At 63.6% G+C, this 18,154-nt stretch carries 15 protein-coding genes and 1 pseudogene; 13 read left to right on the top strand and 3 right to left on the bottom strand.

Annotation, left to right across the window (positions count from 1 at the left end; all coding sequences use genetic code 11):
- Window positions 1-8: 8 nt before the first annotated feature.
- Complete coding sequence (locus tag NWF24_RS14900; RefSeq protein WP_375338458.1) at window positions 9-386, top strand: acetate--CoA ligase family protein; 378 nt, start codon at window positions 9-11, stop codon at window positions 384-386.
- Between the two features lie 131 nt (window positions 387-517).
- Window positions 518-1,480, top strand: a complete 963-nt coding sequence (locus NWF24_RS14895; protein WP_258354838.1) for a LysR substrate-binding domain-containing protein — start codon at window positions 518-520, stop codon at window positions 1,478-1,480.
- 42 nt (window positions 1,481-1,522) lie between these two features.
- Here the strand turns inward: NWF24_RS14895 and NWF24_RS14890 are convergent, their stop codons facing one another.
- Window positions 1,523-2,458 (bottom strand): Bug family tripartite tricarboxylate transporter substrate binding protein, encoded by a 936-nt coding sequence (locus tag NWF24_RS14890; RefSeq protein WP_258354837.1) that lies wholly within the window; start codon window positions 2,456-2,458, stop codon window positions 1,523-1,525.
- 257 nt (window positions 2,459-2,715) lie between these two features.
- Here NWF24_RS14890 and NWF24_RS14885 point away from each other — a divergent pair, with 257 nt between their 5' ends.
- The 11 genes and pseudogenes from NWF24_RS14885 to NWF24_RS14835 all read left to right on the top strand — a co-directional run bounded on the left by NWF24_RS14885 (window position 2,716) and on the right by NWF24_RS14835 (window position 15,297).
- Entirely contained in the window at window positions 2,716-3,927 is a 1,212-nt protein-coding gene (locus NWF24_RS14885; protein WP_258354836.1) for an ABC transporter substrate-binding protein, read from the top strand.
- Window positions 3,928-4,243: 316 nt separating this feature from the next.
- Window positions 4,244-5,740 (top strand): aldehyde dehydrogenase family protein, encoded by a 1,497-nt coding sequence (locus NWF24_RS14880; protein ID WP_258354835.1) that lies wholly within the window; start codon window positions 4,244-4,246, stop codon window positions 5,738-5,740.
- Window positions 5,741-5,757: 17 nt separating this feature from the next.
- A complete protein-coding gene (locus NWF24_RS14875) occupies window positions 5,758-7,446 on the top strand; it encodes a GMC family oxidoreductase (protein WP_258354834.1) in 1,689 nt (562 codons plus the stop codon).
- Between the two features lie 128 nt (window positions 7,447-7,574).
- Window positions 7,575-9,053, top strand: a complete 1,479-nt coding sequence (locus NWF24_RS14870) for an MmgE/PrpD family protein (RefSeq protein WP_258354833.1) — start codon at window positions 7,575-7,577, stop codon at window positions 9,051-9,053.
- A gap of 23 nt (window positions 9,054-9,076) precedes the next feature.
- Window positions 9,077-10,564 (top strand): aldehyde dehydrogenase, encoded by a 1,488-nt coding sequence (locus NWF24_RS14865; RefSeq protein ID WP_258354832.1) that lies wholly within the window; start codon window positions 9,077-9,079, stop codon window positions 10,562-10,564.
- Window positions 10,565-10,608: 44 nt separating this feature from the next.
- Window positions 10,609-11,604: a Bug family tripartite tricarboxylate transporter substrate binding protein gene (locus tag NWF24_RS14860; RefSeq protein WP_258354831.1), complete on the top strand. Its 996-nt coding sequence runs from the start codon at window positions 10,609-10,611 to the stop codon at window positions 11,602-11,604.
- Window positions 11,605-11,609: 5 nt separating this feature from the next.
- Window positions 11,610-13,322: a GMC family oxidoreductase gene (locus NWF24_RS14855; RefSeq protein WP_258354830.1), complete on the top strand. Its 1,713-nt coding sequence runs from the start codon at window positions 11,610-11,612 to the stop codon at window positions 13,320-13,322.
- A gap of 24 nt (window positions 13,323-13,346) precedes the next feature.
- The gene (locus NWF24_RS14850) at window positions 13,347-13,766 is read left to right on the top strand and encodes a 5-carboxymethyl-2-hydroxymuconate Delta-isomerase (protein ID WP_258354829.1); all 420 of its coding nucleotides are present in this window, start codon (window positions 13,347-13,349) and stop codon (window positions 13,764-13,766) included.
- A 51-nt stretch (window positions 13,767-13,817) separates the two neighbouring features.
- Window positions 13,818-13,996: pseudogene (locus NWF24_RS14845) on the top strand (IS3 family transposase); the annotation flags it as partial.
- Between the two features lie 180 nt (window positions 13,997-14,176).
- The gene (locus tag NWF24_RS14840) at window positions 14,177-14,374 is read left to right on the top strand and encodes a hypothetical protein (RefSeq protein ID WP_258354828.1); all 198 of its coding nucleotides are present in this window, start codon (window positions 14,177-14,179) and stop codon (window positions 14,372-14,374) included.
- A 245-nt stretch (window positions 14,375-14,619) separates the two neighbouring features.
- A complete protein-coding gene (locus tag NWF24_RS14835) occupies window positions 14,620-15,297 on the top strand; it encodes a helix-turn-helix domain-containing protein (RefSeq protein ID WP_258354827.1) in 678 nt (225 codons plus the stop codon).
- Window positions 15,298-16,144: 847 nt separating this feature from the next.
- Here the strand turns inward: NWF24_RS14835 and NWF24_RS14830 are convergent.
- Window positions 16,145-17,038, bottom strand: coding sequence for a LysR family transcriptional regulator (locus NWF24_RS14830; RefSeq protein WP_258354826.1), 894 nt, complete (start codon window positions 17,036-17,038; stop codon window positions 16,145-16,147).
- Window positions 17,039-17,054: 16 nt separating this feature from the next.
- The gene (locus NWF24_RS14825) at window positions 17,055-17,948 is read right to left on the bottom strand and encodes a LysR family transcriptional regulator (protein ID WP_258354825.1); all 894 of its coding nucleotides are present in this window, start codon (window positions 17,946-17,948) and stop codon (window positions 17,055-17,057) included.
- Window positions 17,949-18,154: the final 206 nt, after the last annotated feature.

Raw genomic sequence — 18,154 nt, 5'->3', positions numbered from 1 at the left:
TTTCGACGATGGTGGTTCACGCAGTGGCAGAACGACTGTCCTGCCTGCGCAATGCCGATTTTGGTCCGGTGATTTCGATTGGAACCGGTGGCGTTGCCATCGAGCTCTATCGCGATGTCGCCTATCTCGCCTTGCCCGTGTCCGAGCAACAGGTGCTCGCTGCAATGCGCAAGCTGAAGCTGTGGACGTTGTTTCAGGGCTTTCGCGGCAAACCTGCCGCGGACGTCGAGGCGCTCGCACGCGCCGCGATGCGCTTTGGCGATATGTTCCTGGCCAGCCCACAGGTGCGGGAGTTCGAGGTCAACCCTGTGATGGTGAAGAAAAAGAGCGATGGCCTCGCAGCGGTGGATGCGCTGGTGACCGTGGACCCGGACACCTCCCATTGAGGTCTGACGAAGCGGACCTGCCGGGCGCCGCCGCAGTGCTGCGAGGCCGAAGCGTTTCGTTCCGGCCTCGGCCCTGAAGCGGCGCCAACAGATATGCTACGAGGGCGTGGACCACCTGCCCGCGAAAGACCATGGAACTTCGACATCTTCGCTATTTCGTCGCCGCTGCCGAAGAGGAGCATTTCGGTCGCGCGGCCGAACGACTTCACGTCACGCGGCCGGCCGTTTCCAAGCTCATTGCCGACCTTGAAAGCGAACTCGACACGTCGCTCTTCGAGCGGCTGGCCCATGGCGTCAAGCTCACAGAGGCCGGGCAGGCCCTTCTGCCCTTGCTGCAGGTCGCGATCGCCGATCTGAACGAAGCCTTCGCGGAGGCCAAGCGCGTCGGCCAGGGCAAGCGCGGTTCACTGAGCATCGGTTACGGCTCGCTCACGCTGCTCCATCCGTTGTTCCGTATTGCAGTCAAGCAGTTCCGTCAGACCTATCCCGACGTGACGCTCTCGTTGGTCGAGGCGGCCAGCGCCGCGCAACCGAAAGCGCTCGCTGCGGGCAAGATCCAGGCAGGTTTCATGCACTTCGGCCCGCGTGCCGCGGTGCTGCGCAAGCGCAGTTCCGCAGACCTGGTGCAAGACGAGGCGATGCTGGACTGGTTCCGCATTCAGACCTGCGGCCTGGGCGTGGCGGTGCCCAGCGACCATCCGCTCGCGCGGCACAAGTCGGTGGCGATGGAGGCGCTCGCTGACGAAAATTTCATCGTGGTCCCGGGTTCCAGCCGGAGCCCGGCCTTCGGCCTGCCCCACGACTTGTGCCAGAAGGCCGGCTTTGAGCCACGGATCGTGCAGGAGGTGAGTACTGTCACATCGCAGCTGAACCTCATCTCCGTCGGTATGGGCATCGCACTGATGCCAACCGGCCGCGACTTCGTCTACCCGGCGAGCGTGAGTGTCATTCCCCTGGAGAACGTCAGCTACTCCACATCGTTCATCTTCGGCTGGGTCAAGGGCAGGAGAAGCCCTGCGCTCGACCACATGATCGAGATCGTCCAAGCCCTTGCCGCAAAACCGGAGTCTTCGAGGGCTGCCCAGCGCACCTGACCCCTGGGGCGAGTCCTTGAGCATGCGCTGGTGTCGACAGGCCTAGTTCTCCACTTTGATGGCGTTGTCCCGGATGATCTTGCGCCAGCGCGCGGCTTCGTCCTTCAGGAACGTGTCCAGCTCGCCCCGGCTCTTTGCCATCACGCTCACGCCGAGCTTGCCCAGGCGCTCCTGCACCCCGGCGTCGGCAGCGGCCTTGGCGAAGGCGGCGTTCAGGCGGGCCACGGTTTCGGGCGGCGTGCCAACGGGTGCCAGGTAGGCGTTCCAGGATGCGGCCTCGAAATCCGCGAAGCCCTGTTCCTTCATCGTTGGTACGTCCGGCAGCAGCGGATGGCGTTTGTCGGCGGTGACACCCAGCAGGCGGAAGTTGCCGGACTTCGTGAGCTCGACGACGTCGGCCACAGTGGCGCAGATGAAGTGGACCTGATCGCCCAGCAGGGCCTGCACCGCCGGATTGAATCCCCGGAAGGGCACGTGGGTGCCGCTGATCTTGAGTTCCCGCACTAGGCGGGCGGCTGCCAAATGGCTGACCGAGCCGGCTCCGCCTGAAGCGTAGTTCAGTCCAGCGGGCGTTGCATTCGCCGTGGCCACCAGATCGGCGACGGTCCGGATGTTCGATCTGGAATGAACGGCAAAGACCAGCGGCGTGGCCGTGATGCCGAATACCGGGGTGAAGTCCCGGGTCCAGTCGTACGGCATCTGCTGCAGGCTGGGCAGGATCACGTGCCCGGTCGCCATGAGAAGCAGGGTGTAGCCGTCCGCCTTCGACTTGGCCGCGGCCTGGGCACCGATGATCCCGTTGCCGCCCGAGCGGTTGTCGATGACAACGGCCTGGCCGAGTTCGGCGCCCGCCTTCTCGCCGACGATGCGCGCCATGACGTCGCCGATGCCGCCCGCCCCGTAGGGCACGATGACTTTCACCGGTGCGGTGGGGAAAGTTTCGGCTGCCATGGCGCCGCTGGACAGCGTGAGCGCCATGGCAGCGCCCGCGAGAAATCTTTTCAAACTAGGCATCGATGTCTCCTTGTATGCGTGCAGATGCAACTTGCAAGCCACTTCGCAGGCGCTTGAGTCGTTGTTGGAATGGACCGGAACGTCCACGCCATGGACAAAGGTGTTTGTGCGAAACACACCCGTGCGGGTGTGCGGCACTGGGGGCAATGCGTGACGCCGTGGCACGCGGATTGCACGACATCCCGGTGGATGTTCCCACTGGCATGGCAAAAGGAAGAGACATGAGATCACCACAGGCAGTCACCCTGGCAGCAGCGCTGCTCTGCGCGATCACTGCCGTTTCGTCGCACGCGCAGGTTTCCAACGATGTCGTGAAGATCGGCGTCATCGTGGACAAGAGCGGCGTGTACTCCGCCAACGGAGGCATGGGGGTGGTTCGGGCGGTCGAGATGGCCGTCAAGGACTTCGGAGGCAAGGTGCAGGGCAAGCCGATTCAGATCGTCTCGGCCGACTACCAGAACAAGGTCGACATCGCAGCTTCTAAGGCCCGCGAGTGGCTGGACGTCGACAAGGTCGATGTGATCATCGAGTCGACGGACTCCGCGGCCGCCATTGCCATGCAGAAGATCGCTGCGGAAAAGAAGAGGCCGATCATCTTCGCGGGCTCCGCCTCGACCGCGCTGACCAACAAGGAGTGCTCGGCCTACGGCATCCATTGGGTCTACGACACCTATGCACTGGCGACTGGAACCGGTCGCGCTGTCGTGCGCGATGGGGGGGACAGCTGGTACTTCATCACGGCGGACTATGCGTTCGGCAATGCGCTCGAAGCCGACACGACCGCGGTTGTGAAGTCCACGGGTGGCAAGGTTGTCGGCGCGGCCAAGCATCCCCTGAACGCATCGGACTTTGCTTCGTTCCTGCTGCAGGCCCAAAACTCGGGCGCAAAGGTTGTCGGCTTGGCCAACGCCGGCAAGGACACGCAGAACGCCATACGTCAGGCCAACGAGTTCGCCATCACCGCCAAGCAGACCCTGGCTGCGTTGCTGATCTTCGACACGGACATCAAGGGGCTGGGCCTGAAGGCGGCGCAGGGCATGGTCTACACCACAGCCTTCTACTGGGATCAGAACGAGGAAACGCGCGCGTTCTCCCATCGCTTCCACGCGATTCATAAGGGCATGCCGACGATGATCCATGCCGGCGCGTACTCGGCGACGATGCATTACCTGAAGTCTGCCGAAGCACGCAAGACGGATGAGCCCGAGGACGTGCTCGACCAGATGCGAAAAACACCGGTCAATGATTTCTTTGCCAGGAACGGCGTGATCCGAAAGGACGGGCGCATGGTGCACGACATGTACCTCGCACAGGTCAAGACGCCCTCGGAATCCAAAGGCGAGTGGGACATCGCAAAAATCAGAAGCACCATCTCGGGAGACCAGGCCTTTGCGCCGCTCAGCGTCAGCAGCTGCCCCCTGGTCAAGGGTTGAGCAAGTCCCAGGTCGCGAAGGCTGTGCGCGCGTCGTCTCCCAGGCTGCCATTGCGAGTCTCCCATCAGGCGACGTTCCATGGCATCGGGACGAAAAGGAAATCAGGGACGCGCATGACGGCATGGAAATCACTCGTTGACGACTCCTTGAATTCTGGAGCGACGACGAGTGGTTGGCGGTCGCGTTTCGTGCCCGCAGGGTCAGTGGTCGTTACCGGGCCGGTGAGCGCTGGTTACCGTGATCCGCACAAGATGTGTCTTGACCCTGCCGGGGCCCGCGTCGACCATTCGTGCATTCCAAGCAAGCCCGAGACCGCATGACTCACGCACACCTCCCCACCTCATCCGAAACCGCTGCGCAAGCCTTTCGCGAGTCACCGGTCAACGGCCGCATGTTGATCGGCGGCGAACTCGTCGAGAGTTCCGGGGGCGCCTGGATCGAATGCTTCAACCCCGCGACCGAGGACTACATCGGCAAGGTGCCAAAGGCGACCGAGGCGGACGTTCACCAGGCGGTCGACGCCGCAGAGAAGGCACAGGTGTCATGGGCGCAGCTGCCGATGCAGGAGCGCTCGAACTATCTGAACCGGCTGGCCGACGCCTTCACCCGACATGCAGACGAGCTGCTGATGCTTGAGGTGGCCGACAGCGGCAACGCCATCACTTCCATGAAACCGGACCTGGCAAACTGCGTCGAGCGGCTGCGCTACTACGCCGGACTGGGCTTCGAGCTGCAGGGCAACACGATCCCGGGGGCTACGGACAAGTTGCATCTGACCCTGCGCGAGCCCTATGGCGTGGTCGGCCGGATCATCGCCTTCAACCACCCCATCGCCATGGCAGTCCACGGCATGGCCTCGCCGCTGGTCGCAGGCAACACGGTGGTGCTGAAGCCATCCGACCAATGCCCGCTGTCGGCCGTACGGCTGGGCGAGATCGCCCGTGAAGTGCTGCCACCCGGCGTGCTGAACGTCGTCACCGGCGATGGCTCCGCCGGCAATGCGCTTGTGCGCCACCCGCGCGTCAAGCGCCTGTCCTTCATCGGATCGGTGCACACGGGCATGGCGATCCAGCGTTCGGCCGCCGAGGTGGCGGTGAAGAACATCTCACTGGAGCTGGGCGGCAAGAACCCGTTCATCGTCTTCCCCGATGCGCCCGTGGAAAAGGTGGCCGCCGCTGCCGTTGCCGGCATGAACCTGGGGCTGCAAGGGCAGTCCTGCGGCTCTACCAGCCGCCTGTTCGTGCATGACGCCATCTACGATGACGTGGTGAAGGCAGTCACCGAGAGGTACAAGGCGCTGCGCGTCGGTGATCCGTTCGATTGGTCTACCCAGATGGGGGCCCTCAATACGCGCGCCCACCTCGAACGCGTCCAGCAATTCGTGGCGTCGGCGACCTCGGAGGGGGCGCGCCTGGTCGCCGGTGGCGAGCGTCCGGCCGGCAAGTCCTTCGAGAAAGGCCATTGGCTGCAGCCCACCGTCTTCGCGGATGTCACACCGCAGATGCGCGTTGCTCGCGAAGAGATCTTCGGCCCGGTGCTGTCCATCCTGCGCTGGTCGGACGTGGAGGAGGTCATCGCCATGGCCAACGCGGTGGAGTACGGCCTGACTGCCGCGGTCTGGACCAGCGACATCACCCAGGCCTTGCGCACTGCAAAGCGCGTGCAGTCCGGATTCGTCTGGGTCAACGGCGTCAACTCTCATGTGCGTGCCGTGCCCTTCGGCGGCTACAAGAACAGCGGCATCGGCCGCGAGCGGGGCATCGAAGAGCTCTACTCGTACACCGAGGAAAAGTCGGTGCAGATCTTCCTGTGAGCCTTCTGGCCCAACCCATGGAAAACAGCACCCCAGCGACGCCACCCTCTGCGTACGACTTCATCGTCATCGGCTCCGGTTCGGGCGGTGGTGTGGTGGCGGCTCGACTGAGCGAAAACGGAAAGTACAAGGTCCTGTGCCTTGAAGCCGGCACCCGGGGCGCCGGCTACATCTGGACCCGTCCCCCGGTGGGCGGCGGGATGATGATTGAGTCTCCCGAGGTGAACTGGTGCCAGTTTGCGCAACCCAACGCAGAGCTCGGCGGAAGGCGCGTGTATGTGGCGCGCGGCAAGATCCTCGGCGGCTCCAGTGCCATCAACGGCCTGATCTTCAATCGTGGGCAGCGCCTCGACTACGACGCGTGGGAACGCATGGGCTGCACCGGCTGGTCGTACAAGGACGTGCTTCCCTACTTCAAGAAGCTTGAAAGCACCGACATCGGAGCGGACGAGTTCCGGGGGCGTCATGGTCCGATGAAAGTGACGGCGGCCAGCAAGACATCTCCTTTCTACGACCTCTTCATCCAGTCCGCGCAGGCCATGGGACTGCCGGTCAATCCGGACTACAGCGGACCCACCCAGCATGGCGTGGCGATGGCACAGATCAACGTCTGGAAAGGCCTGCGCCAGAGCACGGCGACACAGTACTTGGAGCCCGCGCGCCAGCGGCCCAACCTCACCATCCGCCAGGGCGCGCACGTCACCGCGCTGATCTTCGACGGCAAGCGCTGCGTGGGGGCGCGTTACCGCCGCAATGGCGCCGTCGAAGAGGTTCGCGCTCGGCGAGAGGTGATCCTGAGCGCCGGCGCCATCGGTACGCCGCAGCTCCTGGAGCTCTCGGGCATCGGCAACCCGGCGATTCTTGGCCGCAGCGGCATTCCAGTGGTCCATGCGCTGCCCGGCGTCGGGGAAAACCTGCGGGACCACTTCGGCCCGTCGTTGCAGTGGAGGTTCAACCGCAAAGGTCTCTCGCTGTGCGACCGGGGTCGCGGCTGGGGACTGGTGCGCGAAGTGTTGTCCTATGTCTTCACGCGCAAGGGGTTCATCTCGCAGGGCCTCGCGACGCTGCGCGTGTTCACCCGTTCACACGACGGCATCGAGCAGGCCGACATCGCCTTGCTGGTGAATCCTTTCATGATCGAGGTCAGAAACAAGAAGCGCCTGATGTCGCCGGTCAACGGATTTTTCGTTTTCGCCCAGGTGCAGCGCCCCGAAAGCGCGGGCAGTTCTCACATCCAATCGGCGGACCCCTTGGCGGATCCGGCGATCCACTATGGCTTCCTGGCGACGGAAAAAGACAGGCGCACCGCGGTGATGGCCGTGCGCCGCGCGCGAGAGATCGCCGCAGTTGCGCCGCTGGCGGATGTCATTGCGGAAGAGCTGCAGCCGGGCGCACACGTGCAGTCGGACGAGGACATCCTCGCTTTCATCCGGCGAGCCGGCAACACCACGTACCACCCGGTGGGCACCTGCAAGATGGGCCAGGACCCGATGGCCGTTGTCGATCCGAACCTGCGGGTGCACGGTATCGCAGGCCTGCGAATCGCCGACTGCTCCATCATGCCCATGATCATCTCGGGCAACACCAGCATCCCCGCCATGATGATCGGCGAGCGGTGCGCCGACATGCTGCTGGCCGACGCCGCGCGGCCTGAACTTCTGCCCGTTGCGGCAACGCAGTGCGCCCCGGAACTCGCGCATCACTGAAGGCAACCTGCAGCGCCGACCCAAGGCAGGTACTCCAGGCCCTCCAGCCATCACTTCTTTCGGTGCGCGCCAGCGGGGCGGTAACGGCAAGTGACCCTGGAGGGCACCAAATGCCACTCTGAGCACGCGTGCGGCATTCCAAAATTCAGACCACTCAAAGAGCGAAAGAACCCATGCCTTCACACACGCGCCAGCTTGCCGAATTCGCAGCCGGCCTTCAGCTTTCGGATGTACCACCCGAAGTGGTGGCTCGCGCGAAATCCATCGTCCTCGACGGTCTTGGTTGTGGCCTCTTCGGTGCGCACCTGAAGTGGACTCAGATGCTGGGGGATGTGGTCCAGCGCCTCGAGCCGCAGGGCGGATCGACCTCCATTTGGGGCGGGGGCAAGACCGCTTCCGCCACCAGCGCGGCGCTGATGAATGGCACGATGATCCAGGGTTTCGAGCTGGACGATGCCAACCCTGCATCGATTCACAGCTGTGCTGTGGTGCTGCCGGTCGTGTTCGCTGCGGCCGAGCTGATCGGGCCCGACAAGGTCGATGGCGAGACGCTGTTGACGGCCATCATCGCCGGCTTCGAAGTGGGCCCGCGCGTGGGCCTGTGCATGAACGGGAACCGGATGCTGGCCAAGGGCTGGCACACGCCGGGCCTCTTCGGCGCATTTCCGGCGGCTGTGGCGGCCGGCCGCGTGCTGGGACTCGACAGCGAACAGATTTTCCAGGCCCTCGGCATTGCAGGGCCGCAGGCGGGCGGCATCCTCGCGACGCAATTCGGCTCCATGGTGAAACGCATGCTGTCGGCCAAGGCCGCGCAGAGCGGTCTGTATGCAGCGCTGCTGGCCGCCGAAGGCTTTACGGGCATCGCGGATGTGTTCGAGGAAGAGTACGGCGGCTTTTGCACCACCTTCACCCAGAGTACGGACCAGTTCAATCTCTCCGAGCTGACCGACGGGCTGGGTTCGCGTTGGGAAACCATGCGCATCTCGATCAAGCGGCATGCATGCGTAGGCACCAACCTGTCGACCATGGACGCCATCGAGGACTTGATGGAAGAAGGCTTGAAGGCGCAGGACGTGGAGCGCATCACGGTGAAGATGACCGACGACGCGGTCAAGCACTCGTGGTGGTTGCCCTACGAGCCTGTCGGCCTCACCGCCGCACAGATGCACCTGGGCTTCTGCATCGCGATGAAGCTGATTGACGGCGAGGTCTTCGTCGACCAGATGGTGGAAGAAAACATGGGCCGTCCCGACCTGCTTGATTTCGCCAGGCGCGTCGACTGCGTTCGCGACGAGTCGCGCGAGCAGAGGGGGCGATCGTTCGCGCGGGGCGCCGATGTCGAGGTGGTCCTGAAGAACGGGCGCGTGATCCACAAGGTCATCGATCACTTCCTCGGCAGTTGGCAAAAGCCCATGAGCGACGAGCAGATGGCCGCGAAGTACCGGCGCCTCGCGACCAAGTCGCTGTCACAGCGGAACGTGGATGAACTTGAGCGGCTCGTCAGGAACCTGGAGGCGCAGCCCGCCGTGAATGGGCTTGTCCGGATCCTGCACGGGGACTCGCCGCGCCCCGCAATCCCGCACCAGCCGGTCGCGCTGGCGAAATAAATCTACCAAGGAAAGAGACAGCAATGCACGCAGATGTCCCCGTCCGGCACCCGGACAAGTTCTTTATCGATGGCCGCTGGACGGAGCCTTCCAGCACGAAGACCATTCAGGTGACCAACTCCGCCACCGAGGAATTGTTTCTCACCGTGGCAGAGGCCCAGCAAGCCGATGTCGACCGCGCGGTTGCTGCAGCCCGCAAGGCTTTCGATCAAGGCCCCTGGCCACGCATGACGCATGGCGAGCGTGCACACTGCATACGCGCCATGGCAGCGGAGTTGGACAAGCTCGCCGAACCGCACGCGCGCATCTGGACCACGGAGGCGGGCGCGTTGCACGGATTCACCAAGACGCGCTGCGCCGGCATCAGCAACGACTACCTGTCCTATGCCGCGATGGCCGAGACCTTTCCCTTCCACGAACGTCACAAGCCCAGGTCGGGGGGCGAGGTGGCGCTGCTGGTGCGCGAACCGGTCGGCGTGGTGGCCGCCATCGTTCCCTGGAACGCAGCGCCGGGTGCCATTTCCAGCAAGGTCGGCCCTGCGCTGATCGCAGGCTGCACGGTCATCGTGAAGGTTTCGCCAGAAGCGCCCGGCGCGGCCTACATCCTGGCCGAGGCCTGCGAAGCGGCAGGCTTGCCGCCCGGTGTGGTGAACGTCCTCACAGCCGATCGAGAAGTCTCGGAGTGGCTGGTGCGACATCAGGGGGTGGACAAGGTTGCCTTCACCGGCTCCACCGCGGCTGGCCGGCGCATCGCGTCCATCTGCGGCGAGCGCATCGCGCGCTGCACTCTGGAACTGGGCGGCAAGTCCCCGGCCATCGTGCTGGACGACTACGACGTTGCAACTGCGGCGCAGAACATCGCATCACGCGCGATCTTCCTTACCGGCCAGGTGTGCGCGTCGCTGACTCGCATCATCGTGAGCCGCACGCGCCATGATGCGCTGGTCGAGGCGCTGAGCGAGAACTTCCGCCAGGTCAAGGTTGGCGATCCTTTCGACCCCGCCACCCAGATGGGTCCGCTGGCCATGCATCGCCACCGTGAGCGCGTGGAAGACTACATCCGCAAAGGGAAGGCCGAGGGCGCGACGCTGGCGACAGGCGGCGGCCGTCCGGCCCATCTGGATCGCGGCTTCTATGTCGAGCCGACCGTGTTCGGGCACGTCGAGAACACCCACACCATCGCGCGTGAAGAGATCTTCGGCCCCGTGCTGGCGGTGATCCCGGTCGACAGCGACGAGCAGGCGCTGGACGTCGCCAACGACACCATCTACGGCCTGAACGCCTCCGTCTTCACCAACGACATCGATCGCGCCTATGCGGCGGCGCGCCGCATCCGTGCCGGCACGGTCGGCCACAACGGCATGCGCAACGAGGGAAGCATCGCGTTCGGCGGATTCAAGCAATCGGGTATCGGACGCGAGGGCGGTGCGGAAGGGCTGCGCGCCTATCTGGAAACCAAGGTAGTGGTTCTGGACGGGTTGCCGAGTTCGATGGGCCGCTTTGGGGACTGAGGACAGCCCTTCGCGGGAACGGTATCAACATCAGGAGACACAACATGGCTCACAGCTTCAATGCAGGACTGCCGCGCCGGCAGGTGCTTGCCGCGCTTGTCGGGGCGGGCATTCTGGCGATGGGGAAGACACAGGCTCAGGCGCAAGAGAAACCGGCCTGGCAGCCGTCCGCGCCCGTCAAGATCGTCATTCCCTTTCCGCCGGGCGGATCCTCCGACATTCTTGCGCGCTTCATCAGCGTCAGCGTGGGCGAACGGCTGGGTCAACCGGTGATCGTGGAGAACAAGCCGGGGGCGACGGGCTCGATCGGCGCCGGATACGTCTATGGCGCGCCCGCCGACGGCACCACGCTGCTGCTGGGCATCACGGACGCGAACTCGATCTATCCGCACCTGGTGAAGGGCAAGGTGGACGCGATGAAGTTCGTGCCAGTCTCCCCCCTGGCGTCGACGGGCTACGTGCTGCTCGGCCGGCCCGATCTGCCAGCAGCCAACCTGCAGGAGCTGCTGGCCCTGATGAAAAAGCAGAGCGTCAGCTATGCGAGCGCCGGCACCGGTTCCGGACCGCAGATGATGGCCGTGGCTGTCTCCCAGGCTGCGAAGGCCGACAACCTGCTGCATGTGCCCTACACCGGCATGGCGCCCGCCCTCCAGGCGCTCATGGGCAGCCAGGTCGACATCATGCTGGTGGCTGTTGGTGGCGCCACGCAGTACCGTTCCAAATTGAAGTTCTACGGTGTGAGCTCGGCACAGCGGGTGGCCGTGCTCCCGGACGTCCCCACGCTGAAGGAGCAAGGCTTGAATGTCGTCGGCGAAGCGTGGATCGGCGTGCTGGCGCCTCCCGGCACCTCGACGGCCATCACCACGGCGCTCGCCGATGCGTTCAATCGGGCGACGGCCCGGCCCGAGTACAAGGCGAAGGTGGCGGAACTTGGCATGACCACACTCACCGGGACCACCGCCGAGTTCGGGAAGCTCTATGCGGATGAATACCGCAAGTGGGGCGAGGTGGTGCGGGCTGCGAACATCAAGCTGGAATGAGTCCGGTGTACGGCACTGTCATTGTCGGTGGCGGTTCGGCGGGCTCCGTGCTGGCCAATCGGCTTTCGGCCCGCGGCACCCATGAAGTCCTGTTGCTCGAAGCTGGCGTCGACACGCCGCCGGGCCGCGAACCGCCTGAGCTGCTGGACAGCTACGCGGGCCGGCTGTTCTTCAACCCGCACTTCGACTGGCCGGATCTGCGTGTGACGACTCAAGCGCCCTGGCCCGGCGCGGACGCGGCCAACCGGGCGCCGCTGCGCAAGTACACACAAGCGCGCGTACTCGGCGGTGGCTCCGCCATCAACGGCCAGTTGTTCAATCGCGGCGCTCCTACCGACTACGGCGAGTGGGAGGCTCGTGGCGCTGCGGGTTGGGGATGGAGCGATGTGCTTCCGTACTTCCGCAAGGTGGAGCGCGATCTGGATTGCGACGGCCCCCTGCACGGCAAAGAGGGCCGCATACCGGTTAGCCGCGTCCCGCGTGCGCAGTGGACGGGGCTGTCGAATGCCTTCGCCGATGCCTGCAGGGATGCCGGCTACCCCTACCTGCCCGACCAGAACGGCGAGTTCGTCGAGGGCTATTTTCCGGTGGCCTTCAACAACCAGGATGAGCGCCGCGTTTCGGCTGCCATGGGCTATCTGGATGCCGATGTCCGCAGACGTCCCAACTTGAAAGTCCTGACCCGCACGCATGTGACGCAGTTGCTTTTTGACGGCACGCGATGTGTCGGCGTGAAGGCCCTGGTCGATGGACGGGAACAGGAGTTCCACGGGCACGAGGTCATCTTGTCTTGCGGTGCCATTCACACGCCTGCGCACCTGCTGCGCGCCGGCATCGGGCCTGTGGATCACCTGCAGCAGATGGGGATTCCCGTGCGGGCGCGCAGCGAGGGCGTAGGCCGTGGCTTGATGGATCACCCGTCGATCGGACTGTCTTCCTTCTGCCGGCCTGCCGCGCGGATGAATGGTCTGACGCGGCGCCATTTCCAGGTCGCGTTGCGCTATTCCTCAGGACTCTCCGGCGTACCGACCGGCGACATGTTCTGCGCGGCCCTGAGCAAATCGGCTTGGCATGCGGTTGGCGAACGCATCGCTTCGATGCTTCTTTTCGTCAACAAGACCTACTCCGAGACGGGGCAGGTGCGACTGGCCTCGCGCGACCCGATGGCCGAGCCCAGCGTGGCCTTCAACCTGCTGTCTGACCGACGTGACCTGCAGCGCCTGATGGATGGCTTTCGCAAGGCCGCAGGCCTGCAGGCGAGCGGTCCGATGCGCGCGATGACCGACAAGCCGTTTCCCAGTGCGTTCTCGGAGCGGGTGCGCAACATCAGCCAGATCACGTTGAAGAACCGCATCCTTACAACGGTCGGAGCCGCGCTGCTGGATGGACCCGCGCCACTGCGCCGCTACATGATCGATAACCATGTGGTCGACGGCTTCACTTTCGAGCAGCTCATGCGCAACGATGAAGCACTGGAAGCCTTTGTCCGCAAAGAGGCCATTGGCGTCTGGCATGCCTCCTGCTCCTGTCGGATGGGCAGCGAGGACGATCCTTTGGCCGTGCTGGATCCTCAGGGAAGGGTCAAGGGCGTGCACGGGCTGCGCGTCGTCGACGCCTCCATGTTCCCCGTGGTGCCCTGCGCCAACACCAACTTTCCGACACTGATGGCGGCGGAAAAAATCGCCGACACCATGCACAGTGCTTCGCAGAGCCACTGAATTCAGGCAACACAAGGAGAACCCATGCCTCATCTCGTCATTCAACACACGCCCAACATCAAGGCCGATTTCCAGGAGCTGTGCGTCCGCCTACTCGAGACCCTGTTGTCCATCCGCGATGCGCAGGATCAGCAAGTGTTCCCCGAAGGCGGGACCCGCGTGATGACCTATCCCGCCACCCACTATGCGGTCGGCGACGGCAAGGGCAACTATGGGTTCATGTATCTGAATCTGCGCATCTTCGAAGGGCGAGGCGCGTCTGTGGTCAAAGACACCGGCGACCAGCTGATGGCTGTGCTCAAGGACCACATGGAAGCCGCGCGCAATGCGGTGCCCATGGGCATCACGCTGAACATCGAGGAAACACCGAAAGAGAAGCCCGGTACGGTGGTGCTGTCGTACGAGGGCTTTCACAACAATCTTCGCGCCGTGTTCGGCCGCTAGTGCATTGGCAAATGCGCGATCACATCCCTGATGTCCGCGTAAAGGTCGTGCTTCTTCGGCCGGCTGAAAACGGAACTGTCCTACCTCGGGACCGGAAGGCCACCACGATCGAGCAGTTCATCAAGAAGTTGGATTGCTACATCCGTTGGTACAACGAGAAGTGGATCAAGATCTCTGTTGGCTCTCTCAGTCCCATCGAATACCCAGAGAGTCTTGGACTTGCGACATAAAACCAGTCCAAGTTTCTATCCGCACCCCCGAGGCTCCAAATTTAGAAACCAGGCTTTACAAATGCCCTGAATATGGGAGGACCGATGTCACACTCCGCTGAAAGAATGCTGCACAGCATTACATCTGCCGATAAGCCATAGAGCTTGGCAAGGGGGCCCATGAAATCTGGATCCCTCTCTATGCACATCCTGTTTTCCGCCTGCCCATGCGGTATCGATCATCTCAAGCGCACGCGCCGCAGCACGTGGATGCGAATGCTGCCATGGCTGCGCCTCTATCGCTGCGACAACTGCGGCAAGCATCAGCTCCATTCCGAACGAGAGATCGAGGCCGCCAAGGTCAAAAGAGATGCGCGGCGCCGTTTCGCGAAGAGGTAGCCGCCTTGCCAGCACAAGAACGACTAGCGGAGGCGCCTTCATTCCTGTCGCCTTGCCTTTAGGCGCACTCGGCGAAGAAGGCCTTGCCGGTCCATCGCGTCGCCCGGATGCAGGCCGAGTGTCGCTTGCCCGATCAATTCATCGCGAATGTCCCTAACTGATGATGAAAAATAACTGTTTTCATGAAAAAATGCATGCCTGCATCAACGCAGCCAATGGACGCAGAGCCTGGCCGGGGGAGCGTCATGAAACCGTTTTTCAACTCTGGATTTCATGTCCCATCCGTCTTTCGCCTTCCCGGGCAGTGTTGTTCACCCGGTGAAGCAGCTCTGCCGACGCGCAAGGACGCGCCCGTTTCCCTCGCCTCTGTCGCGGCATCGCCGCGCCCCATGCGGCAAGCCCCAAGCGCCTTGCAAACAGGCGTGGGCGGCGGCCTTCACCATCCGGACCACGCCGCAGCGCTCTTTGCACCTCTTCGCTGCGCCGCTGACTTGCGGCCAGATCGCGTGGTGCCTGCGATGAGCAATGCTTTCACCGAGCGTCTGAAGGAACTCACGACAGACGTCGGCCGCGGATGGCAGGCTGACCTCGCCCGCCGTTGCGGGGTGACGCGTCCGGCAATCACCAACTGGCTTTCGGGTCGAAACAAGGGCATCGAGTCGACGCACCTGTTCGCCATCGCCGACTATTTCCGGGTCCACCCGCGATGGCTGGCCACCGGTGCCGGGCCCAAGTGGGTGGAGGTTCCGATGCAGCTCTCGAAGAATGTGCATCCCAACGTGGGCGAGGTGCTGGTCAAGTTCGAGGAAGTGGCCGCCCGGCACAAGAAGATGAGCGAGTCCGAGCGCATCGAGCTCTACATCTGGCTGGCCGGCGAGAGGCTGAGTGCTGAGGCAGCGGCGGGGCCGCAACCCACGGATTGAAGGCGCGCGGGCCGAACGCGCTCCCCGCTGCAACTTCGCTCAGTCCACCTTCACGCTGAACAGCACCGCCCCGGTGGCGCCCGGCGGAAGGACCAACGCAGCCCGCCGGTGCCGCCGGGCCGCCTGCGAGACGGTGCGCTTGCTCGACTGGCGCGACGGTCAGATGCGCAATGGCAAGGTAGTCGCCATGAAGGACACGCAGGTCACCTTTGCAAGAGGAAGGCTCGCGGCGTGAATGGAAGCTGCCCTACGCGGCAATAGAGGCCGCAGCTCCTTCGCGCCCAACAGCGACGGCATCTGCGCGCCCCGCACCACCGCAGAACATGCCCGCGCGTGGTGACTTCCGTTGCGGCGAGAAGGTCTCGTTCGACGACAAGTATCTCCAGCCTCAGGTGGGCATCATCGTGCGCATCAACTAGCGCACCGCCACCCTCGACACCGGCAACGGGCATTCATGGCGAGTGCCGTTCCACATGCTCCGCGAAGTCTTCGACGTCTGAGCGCACGGACGCGGTCAAGAGGGTGCTGAGGTGACGCTTACGCGCGATGTCCAGGATCTTCGGCAGAAGACCAGAACCGATGCGGCTCGCTAGCTGCGCCCCCGCCTACAGGCCCGGTATCTTGGACAGTCGTTCCGCCACTGCGTCGACCACCATCGTCGAAGCGTGTCGCTCCAGACACGCGGGTTGAATCCGTGCGTCAGCTGAAGTGCTCGCAGAGGAAATTGACGAAGGCGCTCACTTTGGGGGCTCACCAGTCGCCGCGATGCGTGGCCTGCTCAAGCGGATGGGCCGCCATTCGCGCAACTTGAATCCGTTGGAACTCGATGCGGGTGCCCGGTGTCGTCCTAGCGCCGGTGGCGCAGTGCCTCGACGATCAGCGACAGTGCGGACGACGATTGCCGCCGACTGGCGAAGAAGATGTGGAGCCCAGGGGAAGTCGGGCACCAGTCCTTGAGCACGGCTTGAAGTCGACCGCTCTTGAGATGGGGGCGTGCCAGTTCTTCCGGCATGTATGCCAAGCCACATCCGGACAGTGCCGCCTCCACGACCGGGTAGATGCAGTTGAATGTCCACGAACCTTCAACCCGGACCTGCAGATTTCGTTTGCCCTTCTTGAGTTTCCATGCCTGCACGCCGTCGCGCATCGAGATGCGCATGTTGATGCACTCGTGCGCGGTCAGGTCTGACGGGGACTCGGGCGGGGGATGCTTTTTCAGGTAGGACGGCGCACCGACGATTGCCATGCGGATGTCCGGCGAAATCCGGACTGCCGTCATGTCCTTGGCGATCTGGTCGCCGAAACGCACCCCCGCATCAAAGCGTTCCGCCACGATGTCGGTCAGTCCCGGTTCGATCGCCACCTCGATCTTGACGTCGGGATATTTCGATTGGAGCTCGGAGAGCTTGGGCCAGAGAATCGTGTTCGCCGCGAAGTCCGAGGCTGTGATGCGCACGGTCCCTGCGGGCTTGTCGCGAAGTTCGTCGAATGCGGCCAACTCCGCGGTGATGGACTCGAATCGAGGGGCCACTCTCTGGACAAGACGCTCACCTGCCTCCGTCGGCGACACACTGCGGGTCGTGCGCGTCAGCAGACGCAGACCCAGCCTCGTTTCCAATGTGCGAACGGTGTGGCTGAGTGCGGACTGGGAAACGCCCAGTTGAACTGCCGCGCGGGTAAAGCTTCGCTCGCGCGCAACGGCAAGAAAGGCCAGGATGTCGCGAAAGCTCTCACCAGACATGCAAGCTGCTCCGAAGCTAGGCTCTGTAACGCAGAGCTTCGACCAGCAGGGTCATCGCACGCGAAGGCTGGCGTCTATTGGGATAGTAGAGGTGAAACCCCGGCCACACCGGGCACCAGTCCTCCAGCACGGAGATGAGTTGTCCCTTCAACAGCTGAGGCCGCACCATATCCTCCGGCAGGTAGGCGAGACCGAAGCCGGCCTTGGCCGCCTCGAAAATGTCGTAGGCATTGTTGAAGGTGACCGTTCCATCCACCCGCGCATTCGTCGTGCGCTTGCCCTTGACGAACTCCCATTCGTAGAGGCTCCCATAGGTGGAGGTGCGCAGATTGATGCAGACGTGCTCGGTGAGATCGCGTGGCGCTCTTGGCGTTGGCCGCCCCGCGAAGTAGGACTTCGCCCCCACGACCATGTTGCGAACATCAGGGCCGATCCGCACTGAAATCATGTCCTGCGCCAACTCCTGGCCGAAACGCACACCCGCGTCGTAGCCGCGCGCCGCGATATCGACGCTCTCATACTCGTTGATCAGCTCGACCTTGATGCAGGGATATTTCGGGAGGAACTTCGACAGCTTGGGCCACAGAGTGCTCCGGATGGCGTAATCGATGGCGGTGATCCGGATCGTTCCCATGGGCTCGTCCCGAAGCTCACTGAGCGACTGGATCTCCGCTTCGATCTCGTCGAACTCAGGCGCCAGACGATCCAGCAAACGTTGGCCCGCCTCGGTCGGCGACACGCCCCGCGTGCTGCGCATGAGAAGGGGAACGCCCAGCCTTTCCTCCAATGCTCGGACGGTGTGGCTCAAGGCTGGCTGTGTGACCCGCAGCCTGGCCGCCGCGCGCGTAAAGCTGCGTGCACGTGCAACGGCGATGAAGGCTAGCAAGTCGCTGAAGCTGTCACGTGACATTGATGAATCCCCAATAGGGCAGCATTGATGTTACTGGCTTCAGCTGAAGCCGGATGGAATTCGAGGAGCCGATTCATGAGCATGGCTTATGGGGGTATGCGAATTCTGCTGACTACTCCAGTCGGGACGCGCAATCTAAAGTGCATCTGCAGCAAAGGAGTGCAGGCGTTCGCTGAGCGGGCCGAGCCTTGCAAGCTACGACCAAG

Origin of the sequence: Variovorax paradoxus, from assembly GCF_024734665.1 — a bacterium.
Classification (GTDB): Bacteria; Pseudomonadota; Gammaproteobacteria; order Burkholderiales; family Burkholderiaceae_C; genus Variovorax.
Note: the sequence above shows the minus strand (reverse complement) of the source record. Positions and strands in the feature narration are given on the sequence as shown.